Raw genomic sequence first — 13,957 nt, forward strand, 5'->3', positions numbered from 1 at the left:
GTTAGGTAAGGATACCGTTCAGGTCGTTGAAAGTCAAAGGACCAAAATCAGATTAACTATGATCCGGTAAGCTGTAACGACTTAAATTCAGTGTTAATGAGCGTAACCAGATAAATTCCACATTAAAAGCAAAAAAAACAGTGGCTTAATTTAGCTCAAGAGCTTAGTTATAAAGCTAACTTTACATTTTTGGCGCGTTGGGCAAATTTAGCCAAAATCGATTTTCACGGCAAAACAGTCATAGAACCGAGCCGCTTAGGCTTAGTTTTTCAATCCCTTGGCGAACTCGGTCAAGGATTACAGATTAACAGCAGCGAGAAAAAAAGTGCTGATGAAAAGTGGCAACAACCCTGGGGCGAGCAGGAATGGATCCGCGATCAGCACAATCAACTGAGCGCGGTATTAAGTAACGGCAAGGTGCAACTCGAAGTCGAGTTTAAAGCCTTTGACGATGGGATTGGCTTTCGCTATCACTTAGCCCAACAAGCCGCCCTGCCCGCCAATTCGCCGCTCTCCATCACAGACGAGTTAACCGAGTTCAATGTCGGCCAGAGCGATAAAGCCACAGCATGGTGGATCCCTGCCCGCGGCTGGAATCGCTACGAATATTTGTATCGCACCACAGCGCTTAAAGACGTCGATAGAGTCCACACGCCCTTCACCTTTAAACTCGCAGATGGAACGCACTTAAGTATTCACGAGGCCGCCTTGGTGGACTTTGCCGCCATGACCTTAGATCAACAGCGCGATGGCAAACTTAAGGCGGACCTCACACCTTGGTCCGATGGTATTCGTGTCAAAACCCAAGTGGGGTTTTATACGCCGTGGCGCACCATTCAAATTGCCGACAACGCGACTGGACTGCTCAACTCGCACCTTATCCTTAACCTCAATGAGCCCAATAAACTCGGCGATGTCACTTGGGTAAAACCGGGGAAATACGTCGGTATTTGGTGGGGAATGCACTTAAACGAAAATACCTGGGGCTCTGGCCCAACCCACGGCGCTACCACCAGTGAAACAAAGCGCTACATGGATTTTGCCGCTAAATATCAGTTTGATGGTGTATTGGTAGAAGGTTGGAATGAAGGTTGGGACGGCGATTGGTTCCACAATGGCGATCAATTTAGCTTTACCAAGGCCTATGCCGATTTCGATCTGCCCGCCATCACCGCCTACGGCGCGAAAAAAGGGGTGCGTTTAATCGGCCACCACGAAACCGCAGGTTCAGCCACACATTATCGCGATCAAATGGCTGATGCCTTCGCCCTGTATGAAAAACATGGCGTGACCCAAGTCAAAACCGGTTATGTGGCTGACGGCGGACAAATCAAACGTATCGATGAAAACGGCATCACCCGTCACGAATGGCACGATGGACAGTTTATGGTCGGCGAGTATTTGCAAAGCGTCACTGAAGCCGCGAAACACCATATCAGCATCAATAGCCACGAGCCAATCAAAGACACAGGCCTGCGCCGAACCTATCCGAACTGGCTCGCCCGCGAAGGTGCCCGCGGCCAAGAGTACAATGCTTGGGGTAGCCCACCAAACAGCCCTGAACATACGGCCATGTTACCTTTTACCCGTATGCTCGCGGGTCCAATGGACTTTACTCCGGGGATTTTTGACTTAGCCCCTAAGGGATTGGATGCAGAAAACCGTGTGCAAACCACTTTGACCAAACAGCTCGCCCTGTACGTTGTGCTCTATAGCCCAATCCAAATGGCAGCAGACTTACCGCGCAATTATGAAAAGCACTTAGATGCCTTCCAATTTATCCGCGATGTGCCCACCGATTGGTATCAGAGTGTCGCACTTGCCGGTGAAGTCGGCGACTATGTGGTCTTTGCCCGCCAAGCGAAGGATCAAGGTGATTGGTATTTAGGTGCACTCACAGATGAAACCGCACGCAAGGTCACGGTCAAACTGGATTTCCTCGATCCCAAGAAACGTTATCAAGCGCAGATTTACCGCGATGGCGCAAACGCCGATTGGAAAACCAACCCCTATGATTATGTGATAGAAACAAAAGAGGTGGGTGCTAAAGATAGCCTAAACCTCACACTAGCCAGCAGTGGCGGTACGGCAATACGCTTTAAAGCACTTTAGATTTCATCGTGTTCAGTTCAGCGCATTAACTTAAATGCTTAAGCGAGTGTGAAAATACAGAGTAAAAAATAGAAAGTCACCAAGGATGCACCTTGTCCTTGGTGATTTTTTATCGCCAACTAACACCTATTTATCCCAATACAAACGTAAAAGTTAACCCTCTTCGAAACGACTTAGTTGATGTTGGCCTAAATTCAGTTCGTGCTCATTGGCCGACAAATCGGTATAAACCGAATAAACAGCCTGTAAATGCCCTCGCAAACTCACCCACATCGTAGACAGACCATGCCAGTCCAAGTCCAAGGCGAATGCGTACAACCAACACAGGTGCAAAAATGCCTCAGTTAGATTAATCTGACCTTACTTTACTTGCTTATGGTGCTCAGCTTGCGATATAGGGCAAATTTATTAGAAATGCGCAGCTTTAAGCGTTTCGAGACTGAACTCGCGCACTTAGGCTTCAGCCATTTTCAACCCTTAGCGCCACTTCGCCCTTGGGTGCAGCGCTATTTTCATTTGCGCGTAGCGACTGATTTACCGCAGAGCATTGAGCAGACATTTTATCCTGACGGCGGCACTAGCCTGCATTTCTATTTCCCAACGCCAACACAAACACTGACTCAAACGCCAACTCAAACACTGACTCAAACGCTCAGCGGCGAAGAGCCTCAAGTATTGTTTCATTGTGGTCAGAGCCGACATTCCCACGCCTTTTTGCCAGGAATCGAGCTGATGACAGTTCGCTTTCACCCCGGCGGCGCGTTTCATTTACTCGGCATTGAACTGCAAGATATTCTGTCTACTTCATCAGTGACGACTATTGATGCGACGCAATTGCAGCTAACTGGATTGGAGCAACTGTTATCGCAACTGGCGGAAACTAATCAGCCGGCCCAACGCATCGCCCTACTTGAGCACTGGTTGTTGCAACTCTCCCTGCGGCAATTTACTGCGATGTTAACTCGACATAAAAGCGCTATGGTTGGCTTAGTGCAAGCGAATTTACCAAAGCTTATTCAAACCCAAGCCAGTTTAGAGGATTTCTATAAGCAACTGCCCTTAAGTCGCCGTCAGTTTGAACGAAGATTTAAACAAGAAACCGGATTGTCACCGGCGCAGTTACTGCAATTAAACCGAGTCAAAATCGCCCGAAACTTACTCAGCCAATCACCTAACCTCAGCCTAGTGCAAGTCGCATTCGATTGCGGATTTTACGACCAAGCCCATCTACATCAACACTTTGTAAGGGTGACACAGCAAACACCAGGACAATACAAAAAGCGTAAAATGTCGCAAATCTCCAATCCTAGGTCGCGCTAACCGCTTAGATTGAAGCCTCAGCTTATAGGAGGCTTTTATGTCAGAACGTATACCACGCCAGCAAATTTATCAGCTACAACCCGCACTCGCCAACGCACTGTTAAGCTTAGACAAAGCAGCCGGCGACTCCCACTTTTCGCCATTACTGGTGCATTTAGTCAAGCTTAGAGCATCGCAACTCAATGGCTGCGCGTTTTGTCAACGAATGCACGCAGAAGAAGCCAGAAGCGACGGTGAAGAACAGCTGCGTTTAGATTTACTTGCCGCTTGGCACGAGGTCGATGGACTCTTTAATGAACGGGAACGTGCAGCGCTGCTCTGGACAGAAATCTTAACCCAAGTTGCTACTGCGCCCGTGCATGACAGTCAGTATGCGGCGCTTACTGAGCATTATTCCGAGAAAGAAATTGTCGACCTCACCAGCTTAATCATTGCCATTAATGGCTGGAACCGCGTCGCGATTGCCTTCCACCTGCAACCCATCTAGCGGCAAATCAATGGACAAATAAACAGGGCACCGCATCGGGTGCCCTGCTTATTGATATCACTGTGTCGTTCGTATCTCTATGCCATTCGTATCACTATGCCATTCGTATCACTATACCATTCGTATCACTATACCATTCGTATTGCTATGCCGTTAGCTTAAGGTCAGCGCGACAATTTTAAGTGGATGATTATCATCGAATGACGGGAAATCCTCATGGGGATCGAGCCAAGTGTGCGCTGTGACACTGCGGCCTTGTTTTTCAACGCAGCGCACTAAACTGTCGAACCAAGCTTGGCGCTCGACTTTCGCCACATTGTTGCAGCAAACGATAGTGCCGCCGACTTTGGTCGCCATTAATGCGGGCTTAAATAACCCTTGATAATCATTGATCAAATCGACAATACCAAAAGCGCTCTTGGCATAACGCGGTGGATCGAGAAACACCAGATCAAACTGGGTTTGCGGCAATTTTGGGTAGCTCGGTAATTTTTGATTGCGGCGCCCTCCCACACTCAAACCAGCCAATTGGCGCAGGGCCGGAAACGCATCACTCTGCACAAACTCACACACATTGGACACCTGATTTAACGCCGCATTCGCCTTGCCCGTGGCTAAAGCAAAGGAAGAAAAGTCGACGTTCATCACCCGAGTCGCGCCACCGATGGCTGCCGCAGTGCCAATACCGCAGGTGTAGGAAAACAAATTCAGCACGGTTTTATCTTGGCTGTGTGCCCGCACATATTCACGGCCAATACGCATATCGAGGAATAACAGCGGATCTTGCCCTTCGTGGCGCAGTTTAGTGCTGAACTTGATGCCATTTTCCTGCATCACTCGCTCAGCACTTGCAATCTCTGTCAGTGCGGGTGATAACGCGTTCAATACCCGGGAATGACCTAATGAGCGGTCGTTATACACAATCGGCAAATCGGCCTGTTGCAGCAAAACGGCACTCACATCGGCTAACTCTTCGTCGGTTAGGGTCTGATGAAAACTCTGCACTAGCCAAGTATCGCCGTAACGGTCGACATTCAAGCCACTCACGCCTTCGACTGTGCCATGGAATACCCGAAAACAATCGGTTTGATCCTGTTCTGCTTGTTGTAAAAAATCATGGCGTTTCGCCAGAGCCGTCGATAACAGCGTTTGAATAGACATAAAAAGCGGGACTCGCGCAGCGGAAACCTGCGTAAGGTTTCAAGAAGGAAAACGGCATAATAACAAACTAGCACTCAGAATATCGGATAAATTCACCCTGCCAGTGCGAAAAACAGGCTTTAAAAAGTGCATAGTAGGACAACGACCTAGCTTGATTGCCTTCATTCACTTTTTAGCTTTAGTCGTTACGGCTCAATGCATGCTCAAACTCACCTATGCCTCCCGTTTGCGATTCAATTCACTGAGTCCTTGATGGATAAGGCTTAAGCAGGCAGAGGGATCTTCTAACGGCAACAGATGCCCATATCGCTGATCTTCTAAAAACACTGTGTTTGGCGTGAGTTGTTGCCAACGCTGCCAAGTCGCTTCAGAAAAGAACACTGACGGTTTCCCTCGGATAGCGACGCAGGGAAGCTTTATCTGCCGCAATATCGATAATACATTCGGCGGCTGGGTGTAATTATGCGCTTCCCACCGTTTAGGAAACTTCAACGTGAATTGGCCATCATTGTGTTGATAAACCCCGAATTGGGCTAAGGCGGCAAACGCCTCATCATCAAAGCGTTTGTATAACTTACTCATTTTGCAATATTCAAGGAAATGCTCACGACTTTCCCACGCATCGCGCTTCTTTAAGGTGTTTTTGGCGGGCGCGGTCAAATTCATTAATGATTTAGGCATTAACTTGGCAAACCAAGCGATAGGGCGCGACACCATTGCAGGTTCAATAAGTATCAGGGCTTTAAACAAATCGGGTCTTTTGTTAGCGGCAAGAATGGTACTGGTTGCTCCCATCGAATGACCCATTCCGACAATTGGCGCACTGCAATGCCGCTCAATATGCAAGATCAAATCATCGGCATAGAGCTGCCAATCTCGGCGCTTTGGCGGCAAACCAACATCGGGCCATGTCGGCCTTAACTCGAGTGCATTAAGGCTAAACGCTTGCTGCAACTTGGCCAATAAGGGCGCATAAACACCTAATGCAAAACCATTGGCATGGTAGAAATGTACGCTTTCACCAGTATAAGAAAAGGTTTTAAAAACCTTAGCCTGTTGTAATTCAGTCCAAATTTGATCCATCAAATCCTACTTATCGCGCCCCACTGTACTAGTTCAACGGATTCAATCGCACCAATCTCAGCCGCTAGGCACCTTCCGCTCAAGCTACGAAATCTAGCTGTCGATATCAGTCTCTACAACGATCTGAAAAAGTCATTAAATCACTTCAATTAACGACTCTAATCCGGGCGCGGTTTTAGTTGGCACAAACTCTATCACCTCAAACTCGGCAACATCGGCAATGCAGAACGGATCTTGCTGCAAAATGGCCTCTAGCGCCGCGCGACTGTCAGCCTTCGCGAGGATAACGCCGCCGGTTCGAGGCACCTTGCGACCCGAGGCAATAAAAGTCCCTGTAGCATAATTCTCATCAAGGTAGGCAATGTGCGCGGCTAAATGTAACTCCACTTCGGCAATCGTTTTTTTATAGGTGAGCGAAACAACAAACATAGGTATCCTCTTATTCACAAGTTTGGGGCATAGGGTTCGCCCCCTGCTGACTATATAGTGCGGTCCTAATATATAGTGCGGTCCTAAAGTGTCAAATGAACTTAGCCTCCAGCAAAGTTAAAAACAGTCAACAGCAGGTTGCACCTCTGTTTACGTGTGGTTATCAACCCATGATGAATACGTATGTAAGCGGTGTACCTAAAACCAAGGCAAGGCTACTATAAATCCGCTCGTTTCGCCCTCTGCTTGTGGGGTTTGAGATGTGTGAGGTCGTTTCTGATAGGGTTATATACAAGGATTACTATCAGGCTTAAGTTCTTTCTACTGACTGGCTTTGAGCCATTCTTTTGGACTGACTCGTTTTAATTAAGCTGTTAAGTCCAAATGTGAAATGAATTTATCGGCGAATATGCTTCTGAGGGAGAGGTATATTCGCCATTTTTTCACAAAGCAGACGCATTCATAGCATGTGCGAAACCATCCATTGCTCGGCAAAACAATTAAAACAATAAGCACTCAAGGCAGAAATACTGCCGGCAACAGAAAGGAAGTTCAATGTCTTCGAATCATCAACCAGCTAGCCGTCAACAAGAGCCTCATCAACAAGAGCATCAAGCTGTCGTGCCTCAGGCGCCGCATTCATTCAAGCAACAACCTGAGCTGAATTTCTGGCAAATTTTTAATATGTGTTTCGGCTTTTTAGGCATTCAATTTGGTTTTGCCCTGCAAAATGCCAACGTCAGCCGCATTTTCCAAACCTTAGGCGCCTCTATCGATGAGATCCCCATACTGTGGATTGCCGCGCCGCTAACGGGTTTGTTGGTTCAACCTATTATTGGTTATTTAAGCGATAAAACCTGGGGACGCCTTGGCCGCCGCCGCCCTTATTTTTTGATTGGTGCGATTTTTACTACTCTCGCCATTTTTATCATGCCGCACTCGCCTACCCTGTGGATTGCCGCGGGCATGTTATGGATCATGGATGCCTCGATCAATATCGCCATGGAGCCATTTCGCGCCTTCGTCGGTGATAATTTACCGAAAAGCCAGCGTACCCAAGGCTATGCTATGCAAAGCTTTTTTATCGGCATTGGCGCTGTGGTTGCGTCAGCTTTACCCTATATTTTGACTCACTTTTTTAATGTCGCGAATACCGCACCAGCGGGTGAGATTGCCGACTCAGTGCGTTATGCCTTCTATTTCGGTGGCACAGTGTTATTGCTCGCGGTCACTTGGACTGTCGTATCGACAAGGGAATATTCTCCCGAAGAGTTGGCCACCTTTAATGCTAAACAAATCGATGCTGAGGATGAAACCTTAGCCCGTATCCGCAGCGCAAAAAAATATCAATTTGCGTCCTTCGTGTGGATGGGGCTCGGCGCCCTGCTCACCTTCGCTATTTGGGCGCAGGATTTAGACAAGCAACTGTATATCTTAAGCTTAGGGATTTTCGCCTTTGGTCCATTGCAACTGTATTGCGCGCTGCGTTTAGGCAATTCGCAACCCGCTGAACGCCATAAGCTCGGCATGGTATTTAGCGTGGTCGATGACTTATTCCATATGCCCAAAGCCATGCATCAACTGGCGATTGTGCAGTTTTTCTCTTGGTTTGCACTGTTTGCCATGTGGATTTACACCACGTCTGCCGTGACGTCCTATCATTTTGGCAGCAGCGATGTGTTGTCTAAGGCCTACAACGACGGCGCAGATTGGGTCGGCGTGCTGTTCGCCTCCTACAATGGCTTTGCCGCCATTGCCGCGATTTTTATTCCTATGCTGGCTAAGCGTATCGGCATCAAACTGACCCACACAGTCAATATGTTCTGTGGCGGTATAGGTTTGATTAGTTTCTTCTTTATTAAAGACCCAAGCCTGTTATGGCTGCCGATGATAGGTGTCGGTATTGCGTGGGCGTCCATTTTATCTGTGCCCTACGCCATGTTGTCTGGCATGTTACCCCCGCAGAAAATGGGCGTTTACATGGGGATTTTTAACTTCTTCATCGTGATCCCGCAGCTTCTTGCCGCCAGTGTGCTGGGTTTAATACTCAATGGTTTGTTCGATGGTCAACCTATTTATGCACTGATCACGGGGGGCGTCTTGATGATGTGCGCCGGTATTGCCGTGCTTTTTGTCGAGCAAGAAATTGTGGTTCAAAATGAGCAAAGTGCTGGCCTGAATGGCAACACGCCCTTAAGCGCAAAAGCCGTAAACAAAGTTAATTGATAAACATCACTAAGCACAAAATGTGGCCAACAGTTAGCTGATATACATCCAATATGTGAAGCGCGGTGAACTCGCCCCATTGGCGATTCACCGCAGCATGAAGCCTTTTTATCAATCCAATCACTATAAAAATATAACCATTATTTGGGGAGAACGAGATGGAATCGAGTCCTACGCCGCAGCAGGATCTGCACACCAGCCAAACCCGTCACGCGCAAACGTTAACAAGGCGCAGCCGCCTAGCGCTTGCCGTCGCCGCAAGTCTATTAGGGACAATAGGATTCACAGCCTGTTCACCCACATCGGATTCAGCAACACCGAGCACAAGTGTCAATGCCGCATCACATGTGCAGCAGGTTGCTCCCGGCGCACCGGGTAAAGCGCCGACTTGGGCATTTTCGGGTAAAACCGGTATTGGGACGTCTTACGAGACTTACACCCAAGGTCAATACCAAGATGCCAAGCACAATCCCATTAGCCGCGTCTGGTTCTCCCTCGCCCAAGGTATTTTAACCGAAACCATGTATGGCCTTATTCACAATGCGCAGCTCAAAGAACTGCAATTTGTGATCACGGGCAATGGCTTTGTCGATACCGAAAAAGATAACACCATCAGCAGCATAGAATATTTAGATACCAATGCTAACGGTCGCCCACAATCCCTTGCCTATAAAATTATCAATAAAGATGTTGAAGGTAAGTATCAGATTGAAAAGCATATCTTTACCGATCCCGACCGCGACACCCTAATGATGCGCGTCACTTTTACCGCCTTTGAAGACGGCATTACGCCGCATTTGTATGTCAATCCGCATATCGACAACGCGGGCGCTAATGATATCGGACGCATCGATACTCATGCTAATAATCATACTGACAATCATGCCAACACTCATACTGGCAATCAGGCGCTGGTGGCCTATACCGCAGCCAAAGACAGCAGCGTGATGACGGTGAAATCCGATCTCAATTTTGTGCAGGCAACCACTGGCTTTGTCGGCGTCTCCGATGGCCTAGCCGATTTGGCCGATAACGGCAGACTCGATACGCCCTATCAAACGACCAGTGCGCAGGATAAATCGACCGTCGGTAATATCGCCTTTACCGCGAGCTACCCAACGCTCATCAAAGCCAAACCCGTCACCTTTAATCTCGCCATCGGTTTTGGTAAAGATGAAACCCAGAGTTTAGCCAATGCCGATGCCAGCTTGGCCGCAGGTTATGATGCAGTGCTCAGCGCCTACAAAGGCGATGCCACCCATATCGGCTGGCATGATTACTTAAGCTCACTGCCCGCCATCGCTAACATGGCCAACAACACCACAGATAGCGGTAAGCTGCTGTATACCAGTGCTATGGTCTTGAAAGCGCAGGAAGATAAAACCTATGCGGGCGCACTTATCGCTTCGTTATCCAATCCTTGGGGCGATACGGTTTCGGCAGCCGTGCCGAGCACTGGTTATAAAGCGGTATGGCCACGGGACTTTTACCAATGCGCCATGGCCTTCCTCGCCATGGGTGACACGCAAACGCCCAAGGTGGCCTTCGAATACCTGAAAAAAGTGCAAGTGACCGAAAAGACGCCCGGCTTTACGGGTACGCCCGGTTGGTTCCTACAAAAGACCCATGTGGATGGCCAAATTGAATGGGTTGGCGTGCAGCTCGATCAAACCGCCATGCCGATTATGCTCGGTTGGAAACTCTGGCAAGCGGGCGTGCTCAGCCATGATGAGATCAGTCACTGGTATCAAGAGATGCTCAAAGGTGCAGCGGACTTTTTGATCAGCGGCGGTGAGGTCAATCTGGATTGGAATCACACCCAAATCACCCCGCCTAAAACCCAGCAAGAACGTTGGGAAGAACAAGCGGGTTACTCCCCCTCAACAACGGCTGCCGTGATTGCCGGCCTTGTTGCCGCGAGTGACATCGCCAAAGAAGCCAAGGATCCCGACTCCAGTAGTCGTTATCTTGCCGCCGCCAAAGGCCTAAGTGATAGCTTAGAAAAACACTTAGTCACCACCCAAGGGCTATTGAAGAACAGCACCGGAGTCAGCACGCCTTACTATTTACGTTTAAGCCCGAATGGCGAGCCAAATACTAGCGATACGCTGGCGGCAAATAACGGTAAGCAAGGTTTAGATCAACGTCAGATCCTCGATGGCGGATTTTTAGAACTGGTGCGTTATGGCGTGCGCGGTGCAACTGATAAGCTCATCAATCAAAGCCTTCAATTAATTGATAATACAGAGCTTGAGCACAACCTACGCATAAAATACGAGTTCTCCGCCAAAGATGGCAGCACTATCCCCGGCTTTAGACGTTATGGCAACGACGGCTACGGTGAGGATACGGTTTCTGGCAATAACTACGCAGAATCCGGCAGCAACAGCGCCGATCAACGCGGCCGAGTCTGGCCCTTCTTCACCGGCGAGCGCGGTCATTTTGAGCTAGCACTCGCCCAAGCAAAAGGTGAGCTAACAGGCAATAACGCCCAGCAAACCAAGCAGCAGTTGATCAACACCTATGTGCAGGGCATGGAAACCTTTGCGAATGCGGGCATGATGTTACCCGAGCAAGCGTGGGACGGTGTCGGCGATACCACTCGCTACCATTACCAACTCGGACAAGGCACCAACTCGGCCACGCCGCTCGCTTGGACCCATGCCGAATACATCAAACTGGTGCGATCGATGACCGACGGCCAAGTCTGGGATAACTACCCTATCGTCCCAGCGGCATTGAAATAACAAGTTGAAATAGCCAATTAGCTTAACAATACTTTGATAAATTACAGGCTAGAACAGCATCCTAGATGTTGTTCTAGCCTTTTTATAGACGGTTTTATTGTGCCTGATTTAGCGCCCGCTTTTCATAGGTTTATGCTGCGGGTAATCTTGCGGCGTGCAACCAAATTGCATTTTAAAGGCGGCACTGAAACTACTGACGCTCAGATAACCTAGACTATGGGCCACCCTAGTCGTGCTCTCCCCTTGGCTTAAGCTCTCAAGCGAATTTAACAAACGAAACCTTTGCCGCCATTGTCGATAAGTGAGCCCAGTTTCAGCTTTGAATAGTCGCTCAATCGTTCTCACACTCGCGCCGCCCATTTCGGCTAACTCGGTCAGTGAGTAATTCACTTTCGGCTGCCGAACTAGCATTTGGATTAAGCGACTGAGTCTTGGATCTGAACCCGCGGGTAAATGGGCACCCACACTGTCCAGCGTTTGGAGTTCATCAATGGCAACCAAACCCAGCCGATGCAGTTGTCCACTGTCCATAAGATGTGAACTTTCACAAAGTTTAAGCACTAATTCGCGCATCAGCGCTGTCATAGTCACCATCACCACTTGCGTATCCTGTGGCCTAACGCCATAGCTAGGATCAATATAGATATTGCGAGTATGGGCGTGGGTTTCGCTGTTCACTTGATGGGGCAAATTGCAGGGGATCCAGACCGGCCATATTGCGAGTATGGGTCAGCACGGGCCGATTGGCATCTATGATAAACGCCACATCACTGGGCGTTAACAATGTCGTTTTAGAAACACTTTTTGACATATTACCCTCTTAAAACGCCAAACTAAGTCAGCTATCTTAGTAGGCATCTTTTACGTATTCAACCCAATAGGTCGGTAAGTATGAAACGTTTTATTGGCGTTAAACAGCTAGCGTTTTTCAGTGCACTGTTGATCGCTACTTTACTTGCGCTTTTTCCGCTGAGTCAGCATTCCGCGGTGTTTTCCTACAGCGCTGGCGTAGTATTAGTGACCTTGATGTTTTGGAGCACAGGTTTCTTCCCGCCATTTATGGCGGGATTAATCTTTTTTGCCCTTGCCACTATTTTCAAACTCATTGAGCCGAGTGTGCTTTTTTCAGGATTCGGCTCAACTGCGGCGTGGTTAATCATTTCGGGGTTTGTGATCGGCAGTGCCATCACTCAGTCTGGCTTAAGTCGCAGAATGGCCAGTTTGATTGCCCCCATACTGACCTCAAGTTATCCACGCTTGATTGCGGGTTTGGTCTTTAGTGCCGTGCTGCTTGGCTTTGTGATGCCCTCATCCGTTGGCCGTGCAGTGGTACTGGTGCCTATTGGTATGGCGTTAGCTGAGCAAGTCGGTTTTGCTCGTGGTAGCCATGGACGGATAGGCATTGCGACCGCCTTGGCACTGGCGTGCAACATGCCCAGTTTTGCCGTGTTGCCCGCGAATATTCCCAACATGATATTGGCGGGTTCCAGTGAGAATCTATTCAATATCCATTTTGGTTATACCGAGTATCTCTTACTGCATTTTCCGATCCTTGGTTTGCTCAAATCGATATTGATTGTGGCGCTAGTTATCTTTCTATTTCCTGCAAAAATTGATAACAACCAGCCTGAACGCATTATTGAAACAGAAGCTTATAACCTTAGTATGCAAAAGAAAGTCACAGTATTACTTGCGATAACGTTAGTGTTTTGGGTGACTGACTCGCTGCACGGGATCAATCCGGCGTGGGTTGGACTGACCACAGCTATCTTGTTATTGCTCCCCAAATGGGGAGTGCTTGAGCCTAAGAGTTTTAATAGTTCGGTGGATTTGTCGACCGTCATTTTTGTCGCGGCGGCCTTAGGTCTGGGGGCATTGGTCAATCATTCCGGGCTCGGCACTGCGCTAGGTCAACTGTTCAGTGAATGGCTACCCTTGCAGCAAGGGGCATCGTTCCTGAATTTTATGTCGTTATCGTTAATCGCGACGCTAACGGGATTAGTGGCAACGGTTCCAGGTGTGCCGACTGTGTTGTCGCCCATGGCGGCAGATTTTGCCAATGCAACTGACTTCTCCACCCCAGCGGTATTAATGACGCAGGTGATCGGTTTCTCAACCGTGATTTTTCCTTATCAGGTTGCCCCATTGATTTTGGCGATGCAATTATCCCAAGAGCCCTTAACTAAACTACTTCGCCTCACCTTACCGTTAGCGGCAATCACTCTCATTGCACTGATCCCACTGGATTATCTATGGTGGCTATGGCTCGGTTGGATTAACTAAATTGCGTTTACTAAAACGGATTAACTAAAGTACGTTAACTAAATCAAATTGACGTAACACTCACCCTTGGTGATATTGACGTAGCCAAGGGGGCTTTAGAGCAGGCATC

The 13,957-nt window shown here is 48.5% G+C and carries 8 protein-coding genes and 2 pseudogenes; 6 read left to right on the forward strand and 4 right to left on the reverse strand.

Annotated features, from left to right (window positions below):
• Window positions 1-213 precede the first annotated feature (213 nt).
• The 3 genes and pseudogenes from AYJ58_RS14200 to AYJ58_RS14210 form a co-directional block, all read left to right on the forward strand.
• Window positions 214-2,112, forward strand: a pseudogene (locus AYJ58_RS14200) (glycoside hydrolase family 97 protein); the annotation flags it as partial.
• A 375-nt stretch (window positions 2,113-2,487) separates the two neighbouring features.
• Window positions 2,488-3,432, forward strand: coding sequence for a helix-turn-helix domain-containing protein (locus AYJ58_RS14205; protein ID WP_106650617.1), 945 nt, complete (start codon window positions 2,488-2,490; stop codon window positions 3,430-3,432).
• Window positions 3,433-3,469: 37 nt separating this feature from the next.
• On the forward strand, window positions 3,470-3,919 hold the full coding sequence (locus AYJ58_RS14210) for a carboxymuconolactone decarboxylase family protein (protein ID WP_106650618.1): 450 nt from the start codon (window positions 3,470-3,472) through the stop codon (window positions 3,917-3,919).
• Window positions 3,920-4,072: 153 nt separating this feature from the next.
• On the opposite strand, the gene AYJ58_RS14215 is transcribed toward AYJ58_RS14210, so the two are convergent.
• From AYJ58_RS14215 to AYJ58_RS14225, 3 genes are all read right to left on the reverse strand, one after another.
• Window positions 4,073-5,080 carry a class I SAM-dependent rRNA methyltransferase gene (locus AYJ58_RS14215; protein WP_106650619.1) on the reverse strand — a complete coding sequence of 336 codons (1,008 nt, stop codon included), beginning with the start codon at window positions 5,078-5,080 and terminating at the stop codon, window positions 4,073-4,075.
• 213 nt (window positions 5,081-5,293) lie between these two features.
• Complete coding sequence (locus AYJ58_RS14220) at window positions 5,294-6,163, reverse strand: alpha/beta fold hydrolase (RefSeq protein WP_106650620.1); 870 nt, start codon at window positions 6,161-6,163, stop codon at window positions 5,294-5,296.
• A gap of 135 nt (window positions 6,164-6,298) precedes the next feature.
• Window positions 6,299-6,592 (reverse strand): YciI family protein, encoded by a 294-nt coding sequence (locus AYJ58_RS14225; RefSeq protein ID WP_106650621.1) that lies wholly within the window; start codon window positions 6,590-6,592, stop codon window positions 6,299-6,301.
• 555 nt (window positions 6,593-7,147) lie between these two features.
• On the opposite strand from AYJ58_RS14225, the gene AYJ58_RS14230 reads away from it, so the two are divergent.
• Both AYJ58_RS14230 and AYJ58_RS14235 read left to right on the forward strand, forming a co-directional pair.
• Window positions 7,148-8,818 carry an MFS transporter gene (locus AYJ58_RS14230; protein ID WP_106650622.1) on the forward strand — a complete coding sequence of 557 codons (1,671 nt, stop codon included), beginning with the start codon at window positions 7,148-7,150 and terminating at the stop codon, window positions 8,816-8,818.
• 158 nt (window positions 8,819-8,976) lie between these two features.
• Window positions 8,977-11,565 carry a glycoside hydrolase family 15 protein gene (locus tag AYJ58_RS14235; protein WP_106650623.1) on the forward strand — a complete coding sequence of 863 codons (2,589 nt, stop codon included), beginning with the start codon at window positions 8,977-8,979 and terminating at the stop codon, window positions 11,563-11,565.
• A 108-nt stretch (window positions 11,566-11,673) separates the two neighbouring features.
• Here AYJ58_RS14235 and AYJ58_RS14240 read toward each other — a convergent pair.
• Window positions 11,674-12,376, reverse strand: a pseudogene (locus AYJ58_RS14240) (AraC family transcriptional regulator).
• Window positions 12,377-12,456: 80 nt separating this feature from the next.
• On the opposite strand from AYJ58_RS14240, the gene AYJ58_RS14245 reads away from it, so the two are divergent.
• Entirely contained in the window at window positions 12,457-13,848 is a 1,392-nt protein-coding gene (locus tag AYJ58_RS14245; protein WP_106650624.1) for an SLC13 family permease, read from the forward strand.
• Window positions 13,849-13,957 lie beyond the last annotated feature (109 nt).

Origin of the sequence: Shewanella sp. Pdp11 (assembly GCF_002838165.1) — a bacterium.
GTDB classification, from domain to species: Bacteria; Pseudomonadota; Gammaproteobacteria; order Enterobacterales; family Shewanellaceae; genus Shewanella; species Shewanella hafniensis.